The sequence below is a fragment of the Luteolibacter flavescens genome, assembly GCF_025950085.1.
Taxonomy (GTDB): domain Bacteria; phylum Verrucomicrobiota; class Verrucomicrobiia; order Verrucomicrobiales; family Akkermansiaceae; genus Haloferula; species Haloferula flavescens.
Genome location: NZ_JAPDDS010000011.1, coordinates 57,885 through 81,689 on the forward strand (window position 1 = coordinate 57,885; position 23,805 = coordinate 81,689).

Genomic DNA, 23,805 nt, shown 5'->3' on the forward strand with positions numbered 1-23,805 from the left:
ATGATCACGGTGACCGAAAAGGCGGCTGGCGAGCTGCGGGCATTGCTGGAACGCAAGGGCGCGACTCCGGATAGCGGGCTGCGCCTCGCCGTCCGCAAGGGCGGCTGCGCGGGCTGGCAGTATGTCATGGAAATCGCCGCCCCGGAGCCGGGCGACACCATCGTGGAAGCCCACGGCGCCCGGATGATCGTGGCCGAGGACAGCACGGGCAAGCTGCAGGGCTGCCAGATCGACTACTGCGACGACCTGAACGACGCCGGCTTCCGCATCGAAAATCCGAATGCCGCCCGCTCCTGCGGCTGCGGCACTTCCTTCGAAACCGCCCACGAGCCGACGCCCGAGCCTGAGGAGTGCCGCTGATGCCGCACGACAAGCAGCCGCCGCCGAAAAAGAAACGCCCGCCCGCCTACTACTGGTGGGCTCTGGCGAATGTCGTGGCGCTCTGCCTGGCCGTGATCAGTTGGCTGGGCTGCCTGCATGTCTTCCGTCACCCGGAGATCCCGCGGAACTACGAGTTTCTCAAGATGCTGAAGCGGGTCGATCCGCCGGAACCGCTGGAGCCCATGCAGGCACCGGCAGGCGAGTCCGCCGATCCGCGCGCCTTTTACCGGCGTTACGCGGGCCTCACCGATGAGGCGCTGCAAACCTTCAATGCCGCCTTGATGCGGAACTACCTGCTCAATCTCAAGGAGCCGAAGCTGATCCAGTACGCCGAAGGCGACTATCTGGTGAAGGAGGTCCGCAAGCTCGGTCCCGACGATCTCTTTCATCCGGGATTTGCCGTGCGCGCGCAAGCGATGATCGCACCGGACGAATTTTCCCAACCCGCCCCGTGGCCGGTGGTGCTGGAATACCTTTTCCCCACCGACAACGAAGAGGCGGCAGGGTGGATCTTGCCCGGGGACTCGCTCTCCGTCGCCAAGTTTCCCAACTGCGCGATGCTTCTCCACGCATCGAAGGTGACCGGTGAAGACACGCCCGTGATGATCCTGACCGTGGTGCCCATCGCCTTCGGCGACTTCACCGTCGGAAAGGAGAAGAAGGAGCGCAAGTTCGTCCTCCGCGCCCCGGCCGAGCTGAATCCCGCAGGCCCCCTGCCGGTCTTCCCGCCCGAGGAGCAGCAGTGACAGGAACCGTGGCTCCGGCATCCTGCCGGAAGCCCTCCCGTCCCTGTGCGCCTCAACCGAAAGCCCCCGAGACGTACTGCTCGGTCTGCTTGACGCTCGGAGTGGAGATCATCGTTGCGGTGGTGCCGTGCTCGATGAGCTTGCCAAATTGGTAAGTGCGCAAACGCGGAAAGAAATGCTCAACCGAAAGGAGGAGTGGTGGTCCGGTTTGACCGGAACTAGCATCCACATGGCGTCATCTCGGGAAGAGTTCTTCCCAGGTTTTGGATCTACGGCTGCCCCCCTCGTGCTCGGAATCGAGATCTTTTCCAGAATCTCCTGCCGGGCTGGAATTGTGCTTCTCCACGTCCGCGCGTGACCGGAAATAGTTCCTATTCTGGATCGACCCTCCAATACTCCTATAACTTTTTTCGGACCAAGAACGATTTGGCACCCACTTCTCCTCGGTCCGAAAAAGAGGCAAAACACCTTCTAACATTCCTAACCGATAATCAAGCCGTGCAGATTGCTGCTTGTCATCGTCGATCACAATGGCCTCGACATCCAGAAGCACCGCTTTCTCCACCTGCTCGCCATTCAACAGATACTCCAATAGCCCGCTCCCAGCAGAAAGATACTGTAACCGCCTTGAGAAACTCGCCGGCATTTTCTCATTCCCGATGGGCCATCTATCAGCGACTTGCCAATTCCTACCCGCAATAACCAAAGAGAATTTCTGATACGCAGAAGAACCATCAGCCAGATCTTGAAGAAGGAAATGAAGCAAGATCCGCTCGAGTCCCACATCCAAAACCCCCACCTTCACCGCTGGATCGCGCGGCAGATACGTGAATCCCAAGCTTCTACCAACATCATCAAATCCCCTTGGATTAGTCAAATACGAAGAATTATCCCTGCATTGGCGAACCTCTCCAATCTTGATCACCATGGCATCCACTCCCGAGAAATTCTCTCCGAGCATGTACTCCAATCCCTGTCGCGAGCAGGACGCTGTCAGCACCTCATGAGCCGTCTGCACAAGCTTCGTACTTTTATCAAGCGCTGGCTGGCCCGGTCGAAGCCGGACCAAATCGGCGACTTTCGTCCAATCCAACTCCGCGTCCTTCTCGCAGGCATCTTCCAGCATCGCAAAAGCCTGCTCATATTGAACGATGTTTAATGCCAGCTTCGTGGACTTCTGTTTTATGGATTCCAACGTCCCCTCATTTGCTTTGGCCTTTCCCAAGACATCATTTACCACCAAAATCTGAATATTCCGGCTGATATCATCCATCAGATTCGACCGCCAGCTCGACGGATCGATATTGATGTAGGATGCCTCCTGCGAAGGAGCCGCAGAATCAACGGCGCATTGAACCTTTACCATTGTTCCGCCACTTACAGATCTCATCAATAATCTTTCACGGCAAAGATCGAAGCCCTTTGCCACGGCTCTGAGATTCACGGCAAATTGTTCGTCCTCAATCTTGATCAGGTGCTTTTCGAACTTCGGTATTTCCGTGAGTTCCCGACCCGTAAGTTGACGAGCCCAAATCAACTCGTGAAGTGGCAGGCTGTATCCCGAGCCGGAAATCGAGACGCTACCCTTCTCCACCACTACCTCACATTGGAACAATGTCGGACTCGGGTGATCATTCTGGATGAGGCGGATGTTGAATTTGGTAGATTCGGCGAGCGAAACCTGCAGCCCCAGCACCAAGGCCAAGATTTGAAACAGCAAACGCCTCCATACGACTACATTCATACTACCCGAAGGCATAGTTGAACGAATCGCGGCAGAGAAGCCGGAATTGCCTCCCCGCCCCCATCCCTCAACCGAAAGCCCCCGAGACATACTGCTCGGTCTGCTTCACGCTCGGGGTGGAGAACATCTTCGCGGTGGTGCCGTGTTCGATGAGCTTGCCGAGGTAGAAGAAGGCGGTCTTGTCAGAGCACCGGCTGGCCTGGGCCAGGTTGTGGGTGACGATGACGATGGTGTATTCCTGCTTCAACTCGAGCAGGAGTTCCTCGACCTTCAGTGTGGAGAGCGGGTCGAGCGCTGAGCACGGCTCGTCCATCAGGATGATGTCCGGCTTGGTCGCGATGGTGCGCGCGATGCAGAGGCGCTGCTGCTGGCCGCCGGAGAGGCCGAAGGCGCTGGACTTCAGGCGGTCCTTCACATCGTCCCACAGCGCGACGCGGCGCAGGCAGTATTCGACGCGCTCGTCGATGATCTTCTGGTTCTTCTCGCCGTGGATGCGGAGGCCGTAGGCGATGTTGTCGTAGATCGACTTCGGAAAGGGATTCCACTTCTGGAAGACCATGCCGACACGGCGGCGCAGCACCTGCAGGTCGAGGTCCGGGCGCGAGATGTCGATGCCTGCGATCCGGATCTCGCCGCCGGTGACCTTCGCTCCGGGGATGCGGTCGTTGATGCGGTTGAAGCAGCGCAGCAGCGTCGATTTCCCGCAGCCGGACGGCCCGATGAATGCGGTGATCTCGCGCGACTGGATGTCGAGGCTGATGTCGTGGAGCACCTGCTTCGCCCCGTAGTTGAAGCGCAGGTTATCGACCGAGATGGCTGGGGTGCCGGTTACCATTTGAGCTTCGAGCGGACGCGGTTGCGGAGGACGATGGAGATCGTCGAGAACATGAAAATCATCAGCAGGAACACGAAGACCGACCCATACTGGGCGCGCTGCGTGTAGTCCGAGGTGGGGATACGCGCGGCCAGCGTGTAGATGTGGTAGGGCAGCGCCTGCACCTGGCTCTGGAAGACGCCGAAGGGTCCGCCGCCTTCCCACGGGAAGGTATCCTTTGCGGCCACCGCCGCGGTGAACATGATCGGCGCCGTTTCACCCGCCGCACGTGCCAGCGAGAGCACGGACGAGGTCAGGATGCCCGGCAGCGCGAAGGGCAGCACGCACTTGCGGATGGTGTGCCAGCGGGTCGCGCCGAGGGCCAGCGAGGCCTCGCGGAAGCCCTGCGGCACGGCCTTCAGCGACTCCTCCGATGCGGTGATGATCACCGGCAGGATCATGCAGGCGAGCGTGGCGGAGCCCGCGATGAGCGAGGAATTCCACCCCTGGAAACTGAAGTAGGTGAAGCCGAGCGGGATCGCCAGCAGCGAGCGGTCCGATGGCACCTCCGTGAAGACCGGTGCCGCGAGCACGAAGACGGCGAAACCGAAGAGGCCGAAGACGATCGAGGGAACGCCCGCGAGATTCAGGATGGCGAGGCGCACCCACTGGATGAATTTCCCCTGCTTCGCGTACTCGCTGAGATAGATCGCCGCCGCCACGCCGAAGAACAGCGCGAGGACCGTGCTCAGCAGCGTCAGCAAGGCGGTGCCCACGATGGGACCGGCGATGCCGCCGCCCGAGTAAGAGTAGGAGGTTTCGTTGAAGACCGCCTCGGAGCCGTTCTTCTCCGTCCATGCGTGATACTCGTCGGCAGGCAGGCTGTGACGGGTCCCGGCAGCATCGTCAAAGACGTGCAAGGTCTGCGTCCGCTCCGTGAGGAAGGCGGTATCGATGAAGGGAAACTCCGGCTTGAGCAGCACGGGAGCGCCATCCATGCAGATGCGGCCGAAGATGAGCAGCGCCACCAGCACCACGCCCCAGGTGAGTCCCCCGAGGATGGATTTGACCACGCCTTCTTTCAGAGCGTTGCGATCGACGCCCTTGCGGATGAGTTGTTCGGGATTGTCCATCAGTCGTGGCCGATGCGGAATTTGTGGAGCATGCGCTGCGCGGTCCAGTTGATGCCGAGCACCATGATGAAGAGCACCATGCCGACGACGAAGAGCGCGCGATAGTGGACGCTGCCAAAGGGCACCTCACCCAGCTCCTGCGCGATGATGCCGGTGAGCGTGTGGGCGGGCTGGAAGAAGACGCCGAGGCCTTCCGTGAAGTCCGGGATCTCGATGCGGTTGCCCGCGACCAGCAGCACCACCATCGTCTCCCCGATCACGCGGCCCAAGCCGAGCAGCACCGCGGCGAGGATGCCGGAGATGGCCGCCGGGCAGATGACGCGGAAGACGGTCTGGAGCTTCGAGGCTCCGAGCGCGTCGGACGCCTCGGCGAAGGCTGACGGGACATTGTTCAGCGCGTCTTCCGAGAGCGAGAAGATCGTGGGAATGGCCATCAGCCCGAGCAGGCAGCCCGCGGTGAACATGTTCAGGCGCTGCTGGATCGGGAAGCCGGGCACCCATGAGAAGGCGTCCTTCATCGAGGTCTCCTGCAGGATGGTGCCGAGCACCGCGATACCGAGGAAACCGAGAACCACCGACGGGATCGCCTGGAGGAACTCGATGACCGGCTTGATGAAATTCTGCTGCCTGCGACCGGCGAGCTGGTTCGTGTAGATGGCGGCACCCACGCCGAGCGGGATGGCCAGCGTGAGGGCGATCACCGCGATGATCGCGGAGCCGGTGAAGAGCGGCATGATGCCGTAGAAGTCCTGCCACTCGCCGCCGGTGATCCAGTCACGACCGGTGATGAAGCCCCAGATGGTCGCGCCGAGACCGACCGGCACGTCGTATTTCCACGCCTGCATCGCGGCCGTGGTGTCGGAGATTTCATTCGTGTACTCCCCTGCCGCCTTGCGGAAGGTGGAGAGATAGCGGTCCGCCTTTCCGTCCTCCAGCTTGGCGGGCAGCTTCGGCTGGACGTCGTTGATGGCGGTCGCCAGCTCGGCATTCGCCGCGGTGAATTCCGGCAGACGGTCGAGGACGGGCTGGAGCGAGGTCGCAAAGTCCACCGCCTCGGTGGTGACGGACTCGCGGGCCTCGGTCTCGAGTTGCTGGCGCAGTTCAGAAGACTTCGCCTTGGCGGAGGCTTCCAGCAGGGTATCGCGCTTTGTCACCTCGATCTCGTGAAGCGTGGCTGCGGCCTTGGTCGCTTTCACGGTGTCGCCGGTTTCCATCACCAGCGTGTCGAGATTCACGGAAGCATCGGCGAAGGCATCGATGGCCTCGCGGAAGGATGCCAGCGGCTCGCCCGCGGCGGCCTGCTTGGCGGAAAGTTGTTCCTGCAGGGCGGCGATCAGCGGAGGATCGTCCGAGGAAAGAGGGTCACGGGCCTCGAAGGCAGCGAGCAATTGCGCACGCTCCTCGGGAGCCAGATGAGGGGTTGGCGGCACGCCGTCGCCGAATTTCCCGGCGAGGCCGTCGGCGACGAGGGCCTTGTATTTCGCGGTGAGCGACTGCTGGAGTTCCGGGGGAACGCCCGCGTCGCCGGCATTCTCCGTCACCCGCTGGAGGGCGCTCTGGGCCGGTGCCACGGCTTCACCGAGATAGCTCATGACCGCGGAGGCCTCCTGCGAGCGGAGCATCTCCGTGCGGCACGCGGCATTTACCTGCGCATAGTAGGCGCGGTTGAGCAGCGAGCTCATCTGCTCGTGAGCGGTCAGGTCCTTGCGCGGGATGTCGATCAGCTCCAGACCGGACTTCCGGTAGAGATCCAGCTCCTTCCGATAGTCGGGGAAGAAGCCCGCGCCTTCCCTGACCAGGAAGACGATGATGAGGACCAGGATGACGATCGTCAGGCCGGCATTGCTGGCGAAGAAGAACTTGATCAAGCCGTCCGTGCCACGGCCCTTTCGTCGGAAAGGATGACCGGCAGGAACTTGGGAAGGGGTCTCAGGCATGCAGGCGCGGCGAGCGTGGGGGGAAGGCGTGGAAATGGCAATCCCGGCGGGTGGTCGCCGCGCCGGGATCGCGTGTCAAATTCGTCAGATCAATCCCTTAGTTCGGGACGAAACCGAGGCGCTGGGCGATCTTCTGGCCTTCTGCGCCGATCGCGAAGTCCACGAAAGCCTTCGCGGTGGCGTCGGCATTCTCGGGGATGTAGTAGTAGCAGGCGCGGCTGTAGGCATACTTCTTGGCGTTCGCGGCGACGGGCTGGACGCCGTCGATGGTCACGTCATGGATGCCGTTGCTCTTGGCGTAGGCGAGGCCCACGTAGCCGATGCCGTTCTTGTTCTTCGCCACTTCCTGGGCGATCTGCTCGTTGCCTGCGAGCTTCTGGGAGCCGCTGGCGTAGTTGCGGCCCTTCATCGCAAGACCCTGCCAGTCCTTGTAGGTGCCGGAGGAGGTATTGCGGGTGTAGATGGAGATCGGGCCCGGGGCGCCGCCGACTTCGCTCCAGTCCTTCACCTGGCCGGTGAAGATCTTGGCGACCTGGTCCTTGGTGAGGGTCTTGAGCGGGTTGCCCTTGTTCACGACGACGACGATCATGTCATGGCAGGCTTCCACTTCCTTGAGCTTGATGCCCTTGGCGCGGGCGGCCGTGATTTCCTCGGGCTTGGCCTTGCGGGAAGACATGCCGATGTGGGCGGTGCCATTGGCCAGCGCCGGGAAGGCGGTGGAAGAACCTTCGGCGGCGATCTCGAATTTCACGCCTTTGTTCTTCGAGGAAAAGCTCTCGGAAAGCTGCGGAACGAGCTTCGCGCCAAGGGTATCGGAGCCCTTGATGCTGATGGTCTGCGCGCCGGCGGTGGCGGCGAGCATGGCTCCCGCGAAGAGGCTGGCGGCGGCGGATCGGATGATGGTGCGCATGATGTGATATGGATTTCCGCGCCGCAAGCGACGCTCGCTAGGATGGATGCCAGCCCCGTCACAAACGTCCACCGGTCCATTGTGACGGGTTTGTCACGAAACCCAGCTAGAGGATTGGGCGGATCACACCACAAATCGTTATCGATCAGCCGGTAGGACCCGATCCCGCCACATGTGACAGGACCGTCACGCAACGAACCTGTCACAGAGCTGTCACTTCGCATCGATTCCCGCCGCCTCACGGCAAACGACCTCATTATTTCATCCATGAAATACCAAACGACCCAAGTCACCGCCGCCCTCCTGTGCGGTCTGTCCAGTCTCGCCCTCGCCGGTGATCCGGTGGTCGAGCCCGCCCCGGCCGCGGAAAGCGGCTCGATGTTCGCCGACTTCAACTTCTGTGACTGGCTCTCCAGCAAGCCGGGCACGGTGAAGATCCCGGACAATCCGTGGGTGCAGAGCCTGGTCTTCGAGGGTCGCTACCACTGGAATGCCGCCTACGTGGATGGCGAGGGCACGAATGGCCAGGACTTCAGCGAGGACTACACCGACGCCCGCCGCTTCCGCCTCGGCGGCAAGATCGGCTTCCTGAACTACTTTTCCTACAAGGGCGTGGTCAACATGGTGGACGACCAGCGCTTCAACGGCGGCGAACTCGACTACGACTACATCGATTTCGACGAGTCCTACTTCACCTTCGACATGCTGAAGGCCTTCAACTTCGGCGGACTCGACGCGCTGACCGCGAACTTCGGCCGCATCAAGTGGCACGGCGGCCTGGAAGCCCGCACGTCCTCAAACGCGCTGCTCACCGTCGAGCGCTCGGCGATCTCCAACAAGCTCTACCAGAGCGCGCGTCCAACCGGTCTCTTCGTGAATGCCGTGAAGGGCCAGTGGAACGTCATCGCCGGTATCTACAGCACCGACGAAGGCACCGATGAGACCGGCGCGGACGACGGCAACGTCGAGGGCTGGGGCGGCTGGAACGACGGCCTGATGTACAATGCCGAGGTGATCTACTCTGCCACGGAGGACCTGCGCCTCGGCTGGGAATTCATCTACAACAACGCGGACGAGCGCTTCGCCAACGAGGACTCGCTGCTGGACTACCGCTGGGCCACCACGGTCTCCGCCGAATACGCGATCGGCAATGGCGGTGTGAACGTGGAAGGCTTCTACGGCGACAACGGTGGCGCCGAGATGCAGTCGAATGCCGCCCGCCGCGGGAATTTCTGGGGCTTCGTCGCCACTCCCTACTACTGGATCGTCCCCGCCAAGCTGCAGGCCGTCGTTCAGTATGCCTATGCCGGTGCCGAGGAAAACCAGGGCATCCGCATGAACAGCCGCTACGTCCGCGCCACCAACTACGGCGGCGGTGGTAGCCCGAACGTCGTGAATGGCGGCCGCGGCGACTCGCTGCACACCATCTACGCGGGCCTCAATTACCTCGTCTGCGGCGACAACCTGAAATTCCAACTCGGTGCTGAATACGCCCACCTCGAAACGCCAAATGCAGGTGACGGCGACGTGGAAGCGCTGACCTGGATGTTCGGCTTCCGTTCTTTCTTCTGACGCGCTCGGTTGCGCATCTTCGGTTAAAAAGAGCACCGGTCCGCAAGGGCCGGTGCTTCTTTTTTCCAAGTGAGGTGGCGAGACCGTTTTTTCTGGAAAGCCTCCTGGGAGCGCGAGCCACTGGCTCGCTTGGAGGGGCGTGGAAGCTACCAGTAAAGCACGCCTCCTAGAAAGCCCCTGACAGCAGCTTTTCCCGCAGTCCGCCTACTTTCCAAGCGAGCCGGTGGCATGCGTTCCCAGGTGATTGCCAGCAATCACTCCCGAAAGACCCCCTCACTCCGAACCCGCCGACGCCACTGCCAGCAACAGCTTGTCGCGCAGCGGCCAAAACCCGAGCGCGGGATCGAGCCCGTTTGCCATCAGGCAAAAGGTCAATTCACGACCGTCCGACGTGGTGATGAAGCCGACGTCGGTCTTCACGCCGGACATCGCGCCGAGCTTCGAGCTCACCCGGCCACCGACATAGGTGGAAAGGCTTTGCCGGAAGCGGTCGCCATGCGGGCCCCGGCGCGCGACGTGATTCACCTTCGCGAGATCGACCGGGCGGATCATGTTCGCACGGGCGAGGCCGCTGCCGTCGATGAGGCGCAGGCCTTCGAAGGAAATCCCCCTCCCTTCCCAATAGCCTCGCAGGGCCTTTGACGAGTCCTCCTTTTTCGCCCGACCCATGGTGAGGAAAAGGCACTGGGCCTCCAGATTGTCGCTCACGCGATGCAGGTGATCGATGATCTCCGGCAAGGGCGCTGACCGGTGAACTGCCAGCTTCTCGCTGGCCGCCGCGGCTGGAAATGTCTTCCCCCCGATCACCACGCCCGCCTTCTCAAGAGCCGCCGTGAGCAGCCGCGCAGCGGTCGCAGGAGGATCCGGCAGCGAGCCGGTGATGGTGAATGTCCGCCCCATCGGGACCGTGCCCTGCAGCGTGATCGCAGTGCCGTAGGGCTGGGAATAGACCACGACCTGATCCCCGCTGCCCTCCGGACCCGTGGTCACGGTGTTCAGCCAGCGGGTGTCCTTGCCCGACCCCGGTACGGGCAGCAGCTTGGCGGTATCGCCGAGCTTGGAGCCGGGAGTGAAGGAAAGCTCCAGCCGGTTGTGATCCAGATTCACGCCGAAGGCACCGGCTCCGTAGGCATTCCCGATGTCGCCCCAATTCCAGTGATCGCTCACCGGTTGTCCGCGGAAAACCGATGCATCCGCGATCACCTTCCCCTCCACCCGCTTCAGCCCGCCCTTCACGAGATCCGCCGCGAGCACATCGAGATCCGTGGTCGAAAGCGTGGGATCGCCTCCGCCGACCAACACGAGATTCCCGGCGATCACGCCCGCAGCCGAGGGCTTCGACGCGGCGGAGATCGCGGTCTCGAAGCGATATTCCTGACCTAACAGGTCAAACGCCGCGGCAGTCGTGACGGTCTTCAGCGCCGAAGCGGGGCACAGGGCTTTCCACGCGAGCGGCGAAGCGTATTCGATCTCACCGTTCTCATCGAGAACGCAGAAGCCGATCAAAGCACCGCCCAGCGCTGGATCAGCGGACCATTCCTCAAATGCTCGTTGAATAGCACCGACCGGTGCCGTCTCAACCGAACCCGGGACCGGCCTGGACACAGGCGAAGCGGCCTGCGGCGCCCGCCCATTCAGAAACACCCACGTCACCGCAGCCCCGATAGACAGGAACACGACATTCACGAACACCCGCGGCCAACTCATGCAGGCAAGCTAAGTCGAGCCCCGGGCCAGATCCAGCATGTCGGCGGAAGTTTTCCGGCCGACCCGCCCGGCGCGCGTCACGCGCCGAGGTTCTTGATCGTCTGGAAGATCGCCGTGATCATCAGGTAGGCCATGGTGCCGATGAGGCTGGCCATGATGATGAGGATGATCGGCATGATCAGCGCCATGATGCGGGACAGGCTCTTGTCGAGCTCCTTGTCATAGCGCTCCGCAGCCTTGCGCAGGGCGGTGTCCAGCTTGCCGGTCTGCTCGCCGACGGAGACCATGTCGATCAGCAGCGGTGGGAACGCCCCCGTGCGGATGAGTGCCTTCGAGAAGGCGCGACCGTCGCCGACCTGGTCGATGACCGTGTTCAGCTCGTTGCGCAGGGACTGGTTCTGCGTGGCATCGCGGGAAAGCTCCAGAGCACGCAGCAGCGGCAGGCCGTTTCCGGCGAGGTTCGCCATGGTTTCCAGGAACTGCACGTAAAAGCGGCTGGTGACGACCGGGCCCATCAGCGGCGCGCGCAGCTTGAAGCGGTCCCAAGTCATCTTGTTCTCGGGATTGTCCTTCCACGCCTTGAAGAAGAGACCGGCGGCAGCGAGGACGATGAGGATGATGTACCAGTAGGCCTTGATGAAGTCCGCGGTGGTCACCATGAACTTGATCGGGCCCGGCAGCTTGCCGCCCGGGGTGCTCTCGATGAGTGTGGTGAGCTGCGGGATCAGGGTGGTGACGAAGACGATCGACACGCCGATACCCGCGAGAATGAGGAAGGCCGGATAGATCATCGCGAGGATGAGCCGGCTTTGCAGCTCCGCGATGGTTTTCAAGTAGTGGGCCTGGCGCTTGAGAATGGTATCCAGCGCACCGGAAGCCTCACCGGCAGCAGCCAGCGAGCAATACAGCGGGCCGAAGCTCGGGCTGACGCGCTTGATGGCCGTGGAGAAATTCATGCCGTCACGGACGAGCTGGCGGACGCGGCTGGCGACCTCCTTCAGGCCGCCGAGTTCCTGGCGGTTCTCCATAGACTTCAGCGCCGGCTCGAGCTGGAGACCGGCGGCGAGCATGTCGGAAAGCTCCTCGGTGAACATGATCACCTCGGGGCGCTTCATTTTCAGCGGGCCTTCGGGAGTCTTGTCCTCGGTGTCCTTCGAGGCGGCCTTGCCCGCAGGCTTGGCAGCCGGTTTCGCCGCGGGCTTCGGTGCACTCTTGGCGGCGGGAGCGGGCTCCTTCGACTTCTTCGCCGGTGCCGCAGCGGATGCGGATTCCTTCAGGCTGACCGGCTGGAGCCCGCGCTTGTCGAGCACGCGCAGGGCTTCAGGACGGTCCGCAGCATCCACCTCCCCGGTTTGGACACCGCCGGAGGAACTGAGGGCTTTATAGGCGAAAACAGGCACGCTGGGATGAAGAGATGAGATTTCGAATCCGGGACTTCAGGTCACTCCGTGGCGATGTCCGTGGAGGTCACCGAGATGACTTCCTCAATGGTGGTGAGGCCCTGCATCACCTTGATCCAGCCGTAGCCGCGCATCGGGACGAAGCCCTCCTTGATCGACTGCGCACGGATGTCCGGAGCGCTGGCACCGTGGGCGACCATGTCCTGCATGGTCTGGCTCAGCACCACGACCTCGTAGATGGCGAGTCGGCCCTGGAAGCCGGTATTGCGGCAGCGGTCGCAGCCCTTGGCCACGTGCGGCTGGCCTTCCAGATTCATCGGGATACCGAGATCGCGGCGGTCGTCGAGGCTCAGTTCGCGCGGCACCTTGCAGTGCGGGCAGAGGCGGCGGACGAGGCGCTGAGCGAGGAAGGCGCGGACGGCGGCGGAGACGAGGAAGGGCTCCACGCCCATGTCAACGAGACGGCTGATACCGCCGAGAGCATCATTGGTGTGGAGGGTGGAGAAGACCAAGTGACCGGTAAGCGAGGCGCGGATGGCGATTTCCGCGGTCTCAAGGTCGCGAATTTCCCCGATCATCACGACATTCGGGTCGGCACGCAGGATGGAGCGCAGGCCGGCGGCGAAGGTCAGGCCGATGTCCGACTTCACCGCGATCTGCATCACCCCGGAGAGCTTGTTTTCCACCGGGTCCTCGATCGTGACGATGCGGCGGTCCGGGTGGTTGATCTCGCTGAGGAAGGAGTAAAGGCTGGTGGACTTACCCGAACCGGTGGGACCGGTGATCAGGATGATGCCGTTCGAAAGGTGCAGCAGGCCCTCGATCTTCGTCCGGACGTGCGGCTCCATGCCGAGCTTGTCCAAATTGAACTTCTCCTGGTTGAGGAGACGCAGGGCGACGCTCTCGCCTTCCACGGTCGGCACGGTGGCGACGCGGACGTCGATGGTGCGGCCTTCGAACTGGAGGTTGATACGTCCGTCCTGCGGCAAGCGGCGCTCGGCGATATCGAGGCGCGACATGATCTTGAGACGGGCGATCACGGAGCTTTGCAGCGCCTTGATATTTTCCGGGACAGTCACCGCAAGCAGTTTGCCGTCAATGCGGTAGCGGATACGGAGATTGTCAGCCAGCGGCTCGACGTGAATATCCGTCGCGCGCTGCTCGAGCGCTTCACGGATGATCTGGTTCACGAATTTGACGACGCTTGCCTCTTCGTCTTCGTCCGCGTCGATAACGTTCGCCTCGTCCTGGCTTTCGAGATTGTCGTAGTCGAGTTCGCGGCCTTCCAGGATCTGCTCGAAGGTATCGGCACCCACACCATAGAGGCGGCGGAGCGACTCGTGGATGCGGCGGCGGGAAGCCATCACCCACTCCACGGGCATCTCGATTTCCTGGGCAACTGCCTGGCGGGCAACGAGATTGAAGGGATCGAAGGTGGCCAGCTTCAGGCGGGCATCTTCGCCCTCCCCGATGAACTCGATCGGCAGCAGGCGATGGCGCAGCGCGACCTTCGGTCCGCAGGCGACGCGCAGCGGCAGCGGGGTCTCAGGGAAATGGATGGTTTCCAGCCATTCCATGCCCAGCTCGGAGGCGAGCTCGCGCATGTAGGGCTCCTCGTCCACGACGCCGGCATCCAGCACGTCATCGATGGGTGAGCGCTGGCGGACGCTCGCGCCCTCCAATACTTCCCCGAGTTTTTCCAAATCTTGGCATCCGCTACGGCGGGCGGGGTCGATCAACAATTCGGTCATGCGGCTGGCGGTCTTGTCCCGTAAAACCGCCGGAGGTGCAACTTTGTCTCTGGAAAATCCAAGATCATGCGTCAGCAGGCAAAAAAACCTCCATCCGGGAGGCTTGTAGGCCTGAAAACGCCCCCCTAGAACCACCCCGTGCCGACGATCCACCCCACTGCCCAGGTCTCCAAGGAAGCGGAACTCGCCGACGACGTGAGCGTGGGTCCCTTCACGGTGATCGAGGGACCGGTGAAATTGGCCGCCGGGGTGAAGATCGGCGGGCACGCATGGATTTCCGGCCGCACCAGCATCGGCGAGGCCTCCAGCGTGGGCTGGGGCGCGGTGATCGGGGCGGATCCGCAGGACCTCTCCTTCGATCCCGCGACCGACTCAGGCGTGGAGATCGGCCCGCGGAACACGCTGCGGGAATATGTGACCGTCCACCGTGGCTCGAAGCCAGGCACGAACACCGTGATGGGCGAGGGCAACCTGCTGATGACCGGCGTCCACCTCGCCCACGACGTGCGACTCGGCGACGGGAACGTGCTCGCAAACAGCGTGCTGCTGGCCGGGCACGTCCACGTGGGAAACAAGGCATTCCTCGGCGGCGGTGCTGGCTTCCACCAGTTCATCAAGGTCGGCGACCTCGCCATGGTCCAGGGCCTGACCGCCGTGAGCCAGGATATGCCACCGTTTTGCACGGCCTACGGGATCAACCAGCTAGCCGGCCTGAATACGGTGGGCCTCCGCCGGTCGGGCTTCAGCGCGGATGAACGGGCGGCGATCAAACGCGCCTACAAGCTGGTCTTCCTGTCCGGGCTGACCCGCGAAGCCGCACTGGCCGAGGCAGCCACGCAGGACTGGCCGGAGCCTGCCGCGAGATTCCTCGCAGCGATCTCGTCGCCCTCCAAGAAGGGCGTGATGAGCCCGTGAGCCCGGGTGTCAGCCGGGATTTCCGGTCTGGTCGTCTTCCGCTTCGCCTGATTTCGATGGCGTCTCGGCTTCGATCTCCCGCTGGATCTTTGGCGAAAGGAAGGGCCGGACCACCAGGCCGTAGAGCAGGTAGGCGCTGAAAAGCACCGCCGGCATGATGTAGTGGAATCGCACGGTGACGATCAGGAGAAGCGCCGCGCCAACGATGACGAGCGGAGTTCCGCGGGTGCGCCAGCCGACTTTCTTGAAGCTGGGGTAGCGGACACTGCTCACCATCAGGACTGACAGGCCCAGCATCGCACCCGCGAGGACGTATTTCCACACGCCGAGATTCCGGTCCGTTTCGTTAAAATAGATGACCACGTAAGTCAGCGATGAGATGAAGCCGGCGGCCATGGGGATGGGCAGGCCCCGGAAATCGGTGCTGGCATTCGCACGCTTCGGCATGGCGGCCAGGCAATTGAAACGCGCCAGGCGGATCGCTCCGCAAAGGACATAGACGCAAGCCAGGCCCCAGCCGACGCCCTCCATGTTTAGGTCCTCGTCCAAGGGCAAAAGCACCGCCTTTGCCATCAACATCGACGGAGCCATGCCGAAAGAAATGACATCCGCCAGAGAGTCGAACTCCCGGCCGAAGGGCGACTCCTGCCCGCCGAATCGCGCCAGGCGGCCATCCAGCAAGTCGAAGATACAGGATGCGAAGATCAGCAGGATCGCCTGCTGGTAGTAGGGCTGGGCCTCGGCGAAAATGTAGCCCTCCGGCGTGGTCGCCTTCATGATCCCCTTGAAGATCGTGAGCACCGCGAAGAAGCCGCAAGCGAGGTTTCCTGCCGTCATCAGGTTCGGCAGCAAGTAGATGCGCGGTTCGTCAGGGTCGATGGAACGGAACATGTCGCGGCAAGGTGGCCCAAAAGTATGCTTTGAAACAGTGGAAAATCCCCGGGCGGCAGTTAGGGTCCGCCGCGTGGACCTCGCGACCATCACTGCCGACACCCCGATGGGGGAAATCATGAGCGCCCTGCCCGGTGCCCGCCGTGCGCTTTTCTCGCGCTACCATCTGGGCGGCTGCCAGAGCTGCGGCTTCGCCGACACGGAGACGCTGGGCCAACTCTGCGCCCGCGCCGGAGAACTGGACGTGGAGGAAGTGCTCCAGCACCTGCTGGACAGCCACGCGCACGATGAGTCGATGATGATTTCCCCCGCGGAGCTGAAGGCCGAGCTGGAGTCCCCCGCCCCGCCGATCCTGCTGGACTGCCGAACCCGCGAGGAACACGAGGCCGTGGCCATCGCCGGGGCGGAATTCATGACCCAGGAGCTCCAGCAGCAACTCTTCGGCGGCGACCCGAAGCGTCGCGTCATCCTCCACGACCACTCCGGCAAGCACGTGCTGGACACCTGCGCGTGGTTCCTCGGCCACGGCATGAAGAACACCCGCGCTCTCCGGGGTGGCATCGACGCCTGGAGCCGCGAGATCGACCCGAAGCTGCCGAGGTACCGGATCGAGGTGGATTGAGACCCCCAATCCGCTTCGCGAATAAGCAGCATCAAAGACCCGGCAGGCCAGGCGCGTAACCCGCTGATGCCGTGACTCCTCAAGCGACTGGATCTCCCAGCCGGAGATGCAGGCTCCTTGACCAGATTCACTGGACAGGATAACGTCCAGCCATGGAGGCAATCTCTTACACCGCCGCCCGCGAAAATCTGGCGGCCACCATGCAGAAGGTCTGCGACGACAGAGCCCCTGTCATCATCACGAGAAATCGCGATCAAGCCGTGGTGATGATGGCGCTGGAGGAATACGAAGCACTTCAGGAAACCGCGCATCTCCTCTCCTCCCCTGCCAATGCGTCGCGGCTGATGGAGTCGGTGAAGGAACTGCGGGCAGGCAAGGGCAAGGAGCGCAACCTGACCCCCGAATGAGGCTGATCTTTTCCAAGAGAGCTTGGGAGGACTATCAATACTGGATCAGGACCGACAAGCAGACGCTGAAGCGGATCAATCTACTCATCGAAGACACCACCCGGAATCCTTTTGAAGGACTAGGGAAGCCCGAGCCGCTACGCTATCAACTCGCCGGATTCTGGTCCCGCCGGATCACAGCCGAGCATCGCTTCGTGTATGCAGTCGAGGATGGCGATCTGCTCATTGCGCAACTGCGCTATCACTACGAGAGCTGAAAGCGAAGCAGGACCGGCGGATGCCGGGCCTGTTTGATGAATGTAAGTGGCGTCCCGGCCTTCAGGCAATTTGCTGCATACCTGAACATTGCTTCGCAACCATGGGATGAAGATTACCCGAGTCCCCGAAAGCGAGATCGAGGTGGATTGAATCGCAGCCCTGACTCCACCACTCACCCCTGCCCGCCGATCCACGACATCCTGCCGTTGCGAGTCAGCCGGATCTCCCCGAAGTCCGAGTCGGGATAGCGGATGATCCACCCGCCGAATTCGCGGTGAGGGACCTCTTCGCCCACGGGCTCGTAGCCGTGCTCCCGGAGTTCACGCCGGGCCTCAACGATTGCGCGTTCCTTGCCCATGTTTCCAATAAGGTTCCAAATCACGATCGCTCCGGTCAGCATCAGACAGAGACGATAGCCGATGGATACCATACGACATGTGGCTTCACCCGGGCACCGTGATTCGATGAGCCGGAAGATTGGTGCCACCAATGCAAACGGGAGAAGCAGCCACGCCCAACCCGTCACGAAATAGACTGCATTGGCAAAGCCATTGTCCGGAGGATCAAGAACCGCCATCCACAGGTTGAAATAGACCCAGGAAATCGCCGCGCACGCGGCGGTTGCGGACCACCAGGAGAGGGAGTGCCTCCATTTCGCCAGGCACACCCCCACAGGGATGATCACGATGAGGAGCAAGTAGGTTTCGATGGGAAGGAGATTCACCAGCGGGGAGTGACCGCAATTCCATGCGATTCCGATGAGCGGTCGGGGAAGAATCGGGGAAACTCAACCGCGGCACTTCCAGCTTTCACGGGATTACGAATGCGCACGCGCCTACGGGCAAAAGGAGCCTTGTCGTTTCCGCCGCCCGGAAACGAAACAGGCCCGGCGAATGCCGGGCCTGTTCGATAAATCAAGTGGTGTCCTGAAACTCAGGCAAACACATCCATCACCGGCTTGCCTTGGTCGGCGAACTGGAACGGGCGACCCGTGGGAGACATGACGGTGAGGTCGTGTGGAAGGCCTAGGGCACAAGCGATGGTGGCATTGAAGTCCTGCACGGTGACCGGCTTTTCCTTCACGCGCTCGCCCTTTGCATCGGTCTCGCCGTGCTTGTAGCCGCCCTTCACACCGCCGCCCGCGAGCAGGCAGGTGAACGCCGCAGGGTGGTGGTCGCGGCCGTTCTGGTGCTCGGTCTTGATCGTCGGCGTCCGACCGAATTCGGTGGCGACGACGACCAGCGTGTCCTTCAACATGCCCTTCTTCTCAAGATCGCTGAGCAGGCCGGCGTAGGCTTGGTCGAACTCCTTGCAACGGCCTTCCACGGCGGCGAAATTGTCGTAGTGCGTGTCCCATCCGCCGAGCTGGACTTCCACGAATCGCACGCCGTGCTCCACCAGACGGCGGGCCAGCATGCATCCCTGCGCGAACCGGCCCTCGCCATACATCGCGCGGACGGAGGCGGACTCGTCCTTGATGTTGAAGGCCTTCAGGTCCTTGCTGTTCATCAGGCGGATCGCCTCCTGGTAAAGCTCCTCATAGGCCTTCACGTCGGCATTCTGATACTTGCCGTGGAATTGCTTGTTCAGGCGGTCGGCTAGCGAGAGGCGGCTCTCGAAATCCTGCTTTGAGACACCGCCGGGCTTGTGCGAATCCTGCAGACCATCGGTCGGGCTGCCGATGGGAGCGGCGGCATACTTCGCGCCGAAGAAGCCGCCGCCGGAGTATTCCTGCGACGAATCGATGGCGACGTAGCCCGGGATATCCGGATTGTGGCGGCCGCCGAGCTTCATCACCCAGGCACCCAGCGACGGGTGCTTCACCGTGCCACGCATGTCGTAGCTGGTGTGCATGATGTAGGTGCCCTGCTCGTGGGCGCCCTGGCGCGAGGTGAGAGAATTGATCACGCAGACCTTGTCCATCACCTCCGCGGTCTTCGGCAGGCTCTTGCCGACGAAGATGTCGGTGGCCTTGGTCGGGATCGCTTCCGTGGGCCCCATCACCTCCTTCTTCTTCGGCTTCGGGTCGAAGGTGTCCAGATGGCTCATGCCGCCGGACATGTAGAGGTAGATCACGCTCTTCGCCTTCGCTGCGGCAGCTTCCTTCGCGCCGGTCGGAGCGGCGGAGGCGGCGCTGTTGAAGAAGGGCATGAGCTGCACCCCGAGGTACATCTTCGCGGCGTTCGTGATGAAGCGACGGCGGGTCGGCTCGTCGAAGCGGTTGAAATCGCTGGCGTTCATGGTTTTTCGAGGGTGGCGGGGTTTATTGCAGGAAGAGGAACTCGGAGGACATCACGAGCGCCGAGACGATGTTGCGGAAGCCGTTCTGGCCGGACTTCTTCACCTCGTCGCGCATCCAGCCCATCTCTTCGTCGGTCGGCGGGCGGTTCAGGATGGTGATGTAGAGACGGCGGATCTTCTCCTCGTCGCTACCGGCGTCCTCGAGGCTCTTGTAAAGGTGCGCGCCCGGGTTGTTCACGAGCTGCTCCTGCACATAGCCGTTCATCAGCGAGAGCACCTGGCCGACATTCGGCTCGCGGCTGGCTCCTTCCACCACGATGCGGTCGGATTGGCCGAAGAGATACAGCAGGTGATTGCGCGGCGCGGGGCTCGGCAGCTCGGAGGCGCGGACCTGCGCCTTGCCATCGTAGCTCTGCACCCGGGCCATGCCCATCATGCTGTCGCCACCACCGGCACTGCCGCCGTCCTTCTTCACCTCGTCCAGCAGCTTGTCGAAGTAGGCGCGCACCTCGGCCTCGCTCTCCAGCGCTAGCACCTCCTTGGAGACCTGCACCATGTTCTTCTTCCCGACGAGCACCGGCTTGCGGTTCATGTAAATGCGGTCGTCGAGCCCACGGCGCGGCTTCTTATCCGGATCGCCGGAGGCCAGAGTGATGAGCGAGTCCCAGAGCTGCTCCGCCGACAGGCGGGTGAGCTGGCGACCGTGGAAATCATCCCCCGTGACCACCTTCGATGGCTCGGGATTCGGCACGAATTGGAAGGTCTTCGTATTGAGCAATACCTTCTGGAAAGCCTCCAGATCGTAGTCGAGCTGGACCATCAGGGAGATGAGCGTGTTCATCAGCTCGGGGTGATGCAGCTCCTTGGTCGGCTTGTATTCGTCCACCGGCTCATAGACCCCGCGGCCCATCACGCGCTTCCACATGCGGTTCGCAGCCACGGAAGCGAATTGCTCGCCGGTCTTGCCGACGACCCAATCTGCCAGCTCCTTGCGGCCACCGCCCTTGTCGTTCTTTTCCGAAATACGGACGCCCTTTCCGAAAGGGGTCTTCGCGCCGATCAGCTTGCCTGGCTCGCCATCGCGATACTGGTAGTCTTCCGGCAGCTTGATCTTGCCATCGCCGGTGCCGCCGAGGCTGAGGCCGTAAACGCGATCCCACATGATCCGCGCCACCTCATACTCGGTGGAGCGCTCGCGCTGATCATCGGCCAGCTCGTCCCACAGGTCGCGCATCAGGTTTTGCCGCAGCGCCCCCTGACCCTCGGTGAAGGCGGCCAGCTCGAAGAAATCGTGGCGCTCCGTAGTGCCGAAAGGATCGTCATGGCACTGCGCACACTCCATCCGGGAGCCGAGGAAGATGCGCATCGAGTTTGCCAGATTGTCCAGCGGCATGCCCCGGTCGCGAGTGTAATAGCCCACCGCGGCGGTCTCCGGATCCCAGCCGTCGCCGTAGGCCGAAAGCAGAGCCTGCGTGAAATCGTCCCACCGCATGTTCGACTCCATCGCGTTCCTCACCCAGTGACGGTAGGGCTCGAAGGATCCATTGAAGCCCGGCTTGTCATCGGTCACCCGCAGCAGGTCGAAGACCCAGTTCGTCATGTGGCTGGAGTAGCCGGGCGATTTCATCAGGTAGTCGATGAGCTGGACGCGCTTGTCCGCCTCGTGGATCTCCAGGAAAAAGCGGGCCTCCTCAGCGGTCGGGATGCGCCCGATCGCCACGAGGAACGTACGACGCAGGAAAGTGGCATCGTCCGTCACGGCCGGCACCGGCAGCTTCTCCTTCCGATACCACGCCGCGACGTGGGTATCGATCGCGCGCGCCGACTTTGCGATGAAGGCCGGATCGTCGGCAGGCGATGGTTTCTCCGCGCCACTCGCGTGGGGAATGACCGACAGCCAACAGGCGAGGAGGCCGAAGATGCGTGATTTCATGGGTCTTGGGGTTTTGTCGAAAGTAGGCCTCCCACGAGACGACGTCAATTCGACGCCAAGACATGGGATCGGTCGATTACGCCTACAAGAAAGGGCATCTTTCCCGAAAACCAAACGCATTTGGAAACCAATCGCGGTGACAATCCCGGCGGATGCCTTGCAATTTTCAACGCCAAGCCACTGCGACCCGGGATTTCCCGGCACAGGCCTGCTCCACGGCATCCCGGACATCCGGGGCGCGCTCGATCCAAAAAAGATCAGCGCCCGGCTTCCTGGATCACCGGGCGCAGTTTCGCGAGTTCGGCGATCGCGATGCTTTCCTGCGATACCGGCAGGCGGAAACTCCAGTTGTGGGGTCCCACGGTACCGGGTGAATTGATGCGATCCGTGAGATCGCACAGATCCGTGATCATGATCGCCGCGTAGCGTGACTTCGAGTCGAGCAAGGCCTTGAAAAGCGCCCGCTTCACCTCCGCGCCGTAGGGCTGGTCCGGCTCTATCCCGGCGAACTCCGCCATGAGCCGGAGGTTGTTCGCGGCACCGTCACGCTCGGCTTCGTCGGCACGGACGTCATCTGCAAGCGTGCGGAAATTCTCCCACATCGCGGGCAGCGACTCGTGGTCGTGCGTCGCGTAGGTGGCGAAGGAGCACTCGGGCAGCTCCTCCGGCGGGATCACATTACCCTCCTCATCGGCATCCCAATGCGGCACGCGGAAGCCCGCCACGTCGAGCGAGGCGAGGTGCGGACGCACGTAGTCCGGCACGCAGCCGAGATCCTCGCCCACGACCGCCGCGCCCTTCGCGGCCTCGATGACCATGCGCAACCGCACGTCGCCGTCGTGGCGATTCTCCGCCTTGTTGTCCGCGGTATCGTCCGGCCGGGGATTCCACCCGGGCAAGGGACCGCCTGTGATCCCGGCGGCCTCCTCCTCGGTCAGGTCGAGGAATTCCGAATTCCTCTGGGGCTGCCACGGAAAGGAGTAGATGCGGTAGAAGCCGAGGACGTGATCGATGCGGAAGATGTGGAAGACATCCGTGAGCATCGAGATGCGCTGCCGCCACCACGGGAAGCCGGTGGCCTCCATGCGCTCCCAATGGTAAAGCGGGATGCCCCAGTTTTGTCCCCACTGCTGGATGAAGAGGTCATACTTGAACATCCGCTCCGGCGGCGCGCCTCCGCACCAGCCGAGATCGAAGTCATCGCGATTGAAGAATACATCGGCGGAATAGCGGCTCACCCCGATGGGGATGTCGCCCATCAGGCGCACGCCCTTGTGATCCGCATGCTGGCGGACCGCACGCCACTGGACGAAGCACAGCCATTGCACCCAGGCGTAGAAGCCGAGCCGCTCCTCCACCGCGGCAGCGTCGATAGCCCTAGCCGCCTCCAGATGTGCCAGCGCACCCTCGACGGTCCTCATCGGCTCCGGCCAGTAGTCCCACGCCTCCGAGCCTCCCGCCTGATCCATTAACCAACGATAGATGCAGTAGTTCTCCAGCCACGCCTTGTCCTCGCGCTGGAAGCGATAGAAGCCGACATCGCCCGGCCCGGCATTGAAGCGCAGCCAGGCCTTTTCCAACAGGGCGCGCTTCACCTTGCGGACGGCGGCGTAGTTCACCCGGTCCGAACCCAGGATCTCGCCGAGTTCCGCGCGTGCCACCTCCACATCGGCAGCCTCCAGCCCGGGCACGTCGCGCGGCTCCATGGAGAGGTAGAGCGGCTCCAGCGCCACCGAGGAGATCGCGTTGTAGGGACTGTCATCGCTGCCGGTTTCATTCAGCGGCAGCAATTGCAGGAAGCCGATGCCATTCGCGGCGGCCACGTCGATCCAGTGCTTCAAGGCGAGCGTGTCGCCAATGCCGAGGTCCCCATCGCGGCGGGGCGTGAAGGCAGGCAGGAGGAGACCGGCAAGTCGGACGGGCATGCGGGGAGGCTGGCAGGCATCGTGCCACGATCCAGCAGGAACCGCTTTGGCGCGGAACACCCTACGGAAATATCGCCGTGCGATGCGTGCGGTGATACCATCCTGCCATGACGTCGATCTCGCTGAAGATCCCGGATGAGCTTGCATCGAGGCTGGACGCCGCGGCACTGGCGCAGCGGACCAGTAGATCTGCCATCATCCGCGAAGCTCTGGAAGAGAAGCTTGAATCATTGGCCCGAGACAACAGGCCGAGTCTTCTGGAACAGAGCCTCGATCTCTGCGGTTCTGGTGCCAGCGACATCGGCGACCTGTCCTCGAATCCCGATCATTCCCTGGACTTTGGCAAGCGCTCTCAATCCTGACCGGGACCCGGCCTCTCTTCCTCATCACGCCAGGCTCCGACTTCACAACTTATCGGAAGACGCGGCGAAGGGTCTTCCGTGAAAAGCGAAACCGCTCATCACCCGGGCGGATGATGAGCGGTTGTGGAGAGCGTTGACGGGCGGAATGAATTCCGC

At 62.5% G+C, this 23,805-nt stretch carries 21 protein-coding genes; 8 read left to right on the forward strand and 13 right to left on the reverse strand.

What is annotated here, in order from left to right:
- Both OKA04_RS17900 and OKA04_RS17905 read left to right on the forward strand, forming a co-directional pair.
- Window positions 1-360, forward strand: a complete 360-nt coding sequence (locus OKA04_RS17900; protein WP_264502571.1) for a HesB/IscA family protein — start codon at window positions 1-3, stop codon at window positions 358-360.
- Complete coding sequence (locus OKA04_RS17905) at window positions 360-1,127, forward strand: hypothetical protein (RefSeq protein ID WP_264502572.1); 768 nt, start codon at window positions 360-362, stop codon at window positions 1,125-1,127. Before OKA04_RS17900 ends, OKA04_RS17905 begins: the two co-directional genes overlap by 1 nt.
- 235 nt (window positions 1,128-1,362) lie before the next feature.
- On the opposite strand, the gene OKA04_RS17910 is transcribed toward OKA04_RS17905, so the two are convergent.
- The 5 genes from OKA04_RS17910 to OKA04_RS17930 form a co-directional block, all read right to left on the reverse strand.
- Window positions 1,363-2,832 (reverse strand): hypothetical protein, encoded by a 1,470-nt coding sequence (locus OKA04_RS17910; protein ID WP_264502573.1) that lies wholly within the window; start codon window positions 2,830-2,832, stop codon window positions 1,363-1,365.
- Window positions 2,833-2,938: 106 nt separating this feature from the next.
- Window positions 2,939-3,706 carry a phosphate ABC transporter ATP-binding protein PstB gene (gene pstB, locus OKA04_RS17915; protein WP_319800624.1) on the reverse strand — a complete coding sequence of 256 codons (768 nt, stop codon included), beginning with the start codon at window positions 3,704-3,706 and terminating at the stop codon, window positions 2,939-2,941.
- The gene (locus OKA04_RS17920) at window positions 3,700-4,818 is read right to left on the reverse strand and encodes a PstA family ABC transporter permease (protein WP_264502574.1); all 1,119 of its coding nucleotides are present in this window, start codon (window positions 4,816-4,818) and stop codon (window positions 3,700-3,702) included. The genes pstB and OKA04_RS17920 overlap by 7 nt, the downstream gene beginning before the upstream one ends.
- The gene (gene pstC / locus OKA04_RS17925; RefSeq protein ID WP_264502575.1) at window positions 4,818-6,755 is read right to left on the reverse strand and encodes a phosphate ABC transporter permease subunit PstC; all 1,938 of its coding nucleotides are present in this window, start codon (window positions 6,753-6,755) and stop codon (window positions 4,818-4,820) included. Before pstC ends, OKA04_RS17920 begins: the two co-directional genes overlap by 1 nt.
- Before the next feature lie 97 nt (window positions 6,756-6,852).
- Entirely contained in the window at window positions 6,853-7,665 is an 813-nt protein-coding gene (locus OKA04_RS17930) for a phosphate ABC transporter substrate-binding protein (protein ID WP_264502576.1), read from the reverse strand.
- A gap of 267 nt (window positions 7,666-7,932) precedes the next feature.
- On the opposite strand from OKA04_RS17930, the gene OKA04_RS17935 reads away from it, so the two are divergent.
- A complete protein-coding gene (locus OKA04_RS17935) occupies window positions 7,933-9,237 on the forward strand; it encodes a putative porin (RefSeq protein WP_264502577.1) in 1,305 nt (434 codons plus the stop codon).
- 273 nt (window positions 9,238-9,510) lie between these two features.
- Here the strand turns inward: OKA04_RS17935 and dacB are convergent, their stop codons facing one another.
- The 3 genes from dacB to OKA04_RS17950 all read right to left on the reverse strand — a co-directional run bounded on the left by dacB (window position 9,511) and on the right by OKA04_RS17950 (window position 14,095).
- Window positions 9,511-10,944: a D-alanyl-D-alanine carboxypeptidase/D-alanyl-D-alanine endopeptidase gene (gene dacB / locus OKA04_RS17940; protein WP_264502578.1), complete on the reverse strand. Its 1,434-nt coding sequence runs from the start codon at window positions 10,942-10,944 to the stop codon at window positions 9,511-9,513.
- A 77-nt stretch (window positions 10,945-11,021) separates the two neighbouring features.
- A complete protein-coding gene (locus OKA04_RS17945; protein WP_264502579.1) occupies window positions 11,022-12,344 on the reverse strand; it encodes a type II secretion system F family protein in 1,323 nt (440 codons plus the stop codon).
- Between the two features lie 41 nt (window positions 12,345-12,385).
- The gene (locus OKA04_RS17950; protein WP_264502580.1) at window positions 12,386-14,095 is read right to left on the reverse strand and encodes a GspE/PulE family protein; all 1,710 of its coding nucleotides are present in this window, start codon (window positions 14,093-14,095) and stop codon (window positions 12,386-12,388) included.
- 138 nt (window positions 14,096-14,233) lie between these two features.
- Here OKA04_RS17950 and lpxA point away from each other — a divergent pair, with 138 nt between their 5' ends.
- On the forward strand, window positions 14,234-15,010 hold the full coding sequence (gene lpxA, locus OKA04_RS17955; protein ID WP_264502581.1) for an acyl-ACP--UDP-N-acetylglucosamine O-acyltransferase: 777 nt from the start codon (window positions 14,234-14,236) through the stop codon (window positions 15,008-15,010).
- 9 nt (window positions 15,011-15,019) lie between these two features.
- On the opposite strand, the gene pssA is transcribed toward lpxA, so the two are convergent.
- The gene (pssA, locus tag OKA04_RS17960) at window positions 15,020-15,901 is read right to left on the reverse strand and encodes a CDP-diacylglycerol--serine O-phosphatidyltransferase (protein ID WP_264502582.1); all 882 of its coding nucleotides are present in this window, start codon (window positions 15,899-15,901) and stop codon (window positions 15,020-15,022) included.
- Between the two features lie 73 nt (window positions 15,902-15,974).
- On the opposite strand from pssA, the gene OKA04_RS17965 reads away from it, so the two are divergent.
- The 3 genes from OKA04_RS17965 to OKA04_RS17975 all read left to right on the forward strand — a co-directional run bounded on the left by OKA04_RS17965 (window position 15,975) and on the right by OKA04_RS17975 (window position 17,187).
- Window positions 15,975-16,523 (forward strand): rhodanese-like domain-containing protein, encoded by a 549-nt coding sequence (locus tag OKA04_RS17965; RefSeq protein ID WP_264502583.1) that lies wholly within the window; start codon window positions 15,975-15,977, stop codon window positions 16,521-16,523.
- A 152-nt stretch (window positions 16,524-16,675) separates the two neighbouring features.
- A complete protein-coding gene (locus OKA04_RS17970; protein ID WP_264502584.1) occupies window positions 16,676-16,930 on the forward strand; it encodes a type II toxin-antitoxin system prevent-host-death family antitoxin in 255 nt (84 codons plus the stop codon).
- Entirely contained in the window at window positions 16,927-17,187 is a 261-nt protein-coding gene (locus tag OKA04_RS17975) for a Txe/YoeB family addiction module toxin (protein WP_264502585.1), read from the forward strand. Before OKA04_RS17970 ends, OKA04_RS17975 begins: the two co-directional genes overlap by 4 nt.
- 173 nt (window positions 17,188-17,360) lie before the next feature.
- On the opposite strand, the gene OKA04_RS17980 is transcribed toward OKA04_RS17975, so the two are convergent.
- The 4 genes from OKA04_RS17980 to OKA04_RS17995 all read right to left on the reverse strand — a co-directional run bounded on the left by OKA04_RS17980 (window position 17,361) and on the right by OKA04_RS17995 (window position 23,287).
- Window positions 17,361-17,912 (reverse strand): hypothetical protein, encoded by a 552-nt coding sequence (locus OKA04_RS17980; protein ID WP_264502586.1) that lies wholly within the window; start codon window positions 17,910-17,912, stop codon window positions 17,361-17,363.
- Between the two features lie 209 nt (window positions 17,913-18,121).
- A complete protein-coding gene (locus OKA04_RS17985) occupies window positions 18,122-19,429 on the reverse strand; it encodes a DUF1501 domain-containing protein (RefSeq protein WP_264502587.1) in 1,308 nt (435 codons plus the stop codon).
- A gap of 22 nt (window positions 19,430-19,451) precedes the next feature.
- Complete coding sequence (locus OKA04_RS17990) at window positions 19,452-21,362, reverse strand: DUF1549 domain-containing protein (RefSeq protein ID WP_264502588.1); 1,911 nt, start codon at window positions 21,360-21,362, stop codon at window positions 19,452-19,454.
- A 257-nt stretch (window positions 21,363-21,619) separates the two neighbouring features.
- Entirely contained in the window at window positions 21,620-23,287 is a 1,668-nt protein-coding gene (locus OKA04_RS17995) for a 4-alpha-glucanotransferase (protein WP_264502589.1), read from the reverse strand.
- Between the two features lie 107 nt (window positions 23,288-23,394).
- Between OKA04_RS17995 and OKA04_RS18000 the strand changes: the two genes are divergently transcribed.
- Complete coding sequence (locus OKA04_RS18000; RefSeq protein ID WP_264502590.1) at window positions 23,395-23,649, forward strand: CopG family ribbon-helix-helix protein; 255 nt, start codon at window positions 23,395-23,397, stop codon at window positions 23,647-23,649.
- The last annotated feature ends 156 nt before the right edge of the window (window positions 23,650-23,805 follow it).

What these genes read in the sequence shown, in the direction of transcription:
- OKA04_RS17995 (WP_264502589.1), bottom strand. Translation starts at nt 23,287, where the DNA reads ATGCCCGTCCGACTTGCCGGTCTCCTCCTGCCTGCCTTCACGCCCCGC.
- OKA04_RS17935 (WP_264502577.1), top strand. Translation starts at nt 7,933, where the DNA reads ATGAAATACCAAACGACCCAAGTCACCGCCGCCCTCCTGTGCGGTCTG.
- OKA04_RS17990 (WP_264502588.1), bottom strand. Translation starts at nt 21,362, where the DNA reads ATGAAATCACGCATCTTCGGCCTCCTCGCCTGTTGGCTGTCGGTCATT.
- OKA04_RS17920 (WP_264502574.1), bottom strand. Translation starts at nt 4,818, where the DNA reads ATGGACAATCCCGAACAACTCATCCGCAAGGGCGTCGATCGCAACGCT.
- OKA04_RS17930 (WP_264502576.1), bottom strand. Translation starts at nt 7,665, where the DNA reads ATGCGCACCATCATCCGATCCGCCGCCGCCAGCCTCTTCGCGGGAGCC.
- OKA04_RS17900 (WP_264502571.1), top strand. Translation starts at nt 1, where the DNA reads ATGATCACGGTGACCGAAAAGGCGGCTGGCGAGCTGCGGGCATTGCTG.
- OKA04_RS17970 (WP_264502584.1), top strand. Translation starts at nt 16,676, where the DNA reads ATGGAGGCAATCTCTTACACCGCCGCCCGCGAAAATCTGGCGGCCACC.
- OKA04_RS17975 (WP_264502585.1), top strand. Translation starts at nt 16,927, where the DNA reads ATGAGGCTGATCTTTTCCAAGAGAGCTTGGGAGGACTATCAATACTGG.
- OKA04_RS17950 (WP_264502580.1), bottom strand. Translation starts at nt 14,095, where the DNA reads ATGACCGAATTGTTGATCGACCCCGCCCGCCGTAGCGGATGCCAAGAT.
- dacB (WP_264502578.1), bottom strand. Translation starts at nt 10,944, where the DNA reads ATGAGTTGGCCGCGGGTGTTCGTGAATGTCGTGTTCCTGTCTATCGGG.
- pstB (WP_319800624.1), bottom strand. Translation starts at nt 3,706, where the DNA reads ATGGTAACCGGCACCCCAGCCATCTCGGTCGATAACCTGCGCTTCAAC.
- pstC (WP_264502575.1), bottom strand. Translation starts at nt 6,755, where the DNA reads ATGCCTGAGACCCCTTCCCAAGTTCCTGCCGGTCATCCTTTCCGACGA.
- OKA04_RS18000 (WP_264502590.1), top strand. Translation starts at nt 23,395, where the DNA reads ATGACGTCGATCTCGCTGAAGATCCCGGATGAGCTTGCATCGAGGCTG.
- pssA (WP_264502582.1), bottom strand. Translation starts at nt 15,901, where the DNA reads ATGTTCCGTTCCATCGACCCTGACGAACCGCGCATCTACTTGCTGCCG.
- OKA04_RS17985 (WP_264502587.1), bottom strand. Translation starts at nt 19,429, where the DNA reads ATGAACGCCAGCGATTTCAACCGCTTCGACGAGCCGACCCGCCGTCGC.
- OKA04_RS17905 (WP_264502572.1), top strand. Translation starts at nt 360, where the DNA reads ATGCCGCACGACAAGCAGCCGCCGCCGAAAAAGAAACGCCCGCCCGCC.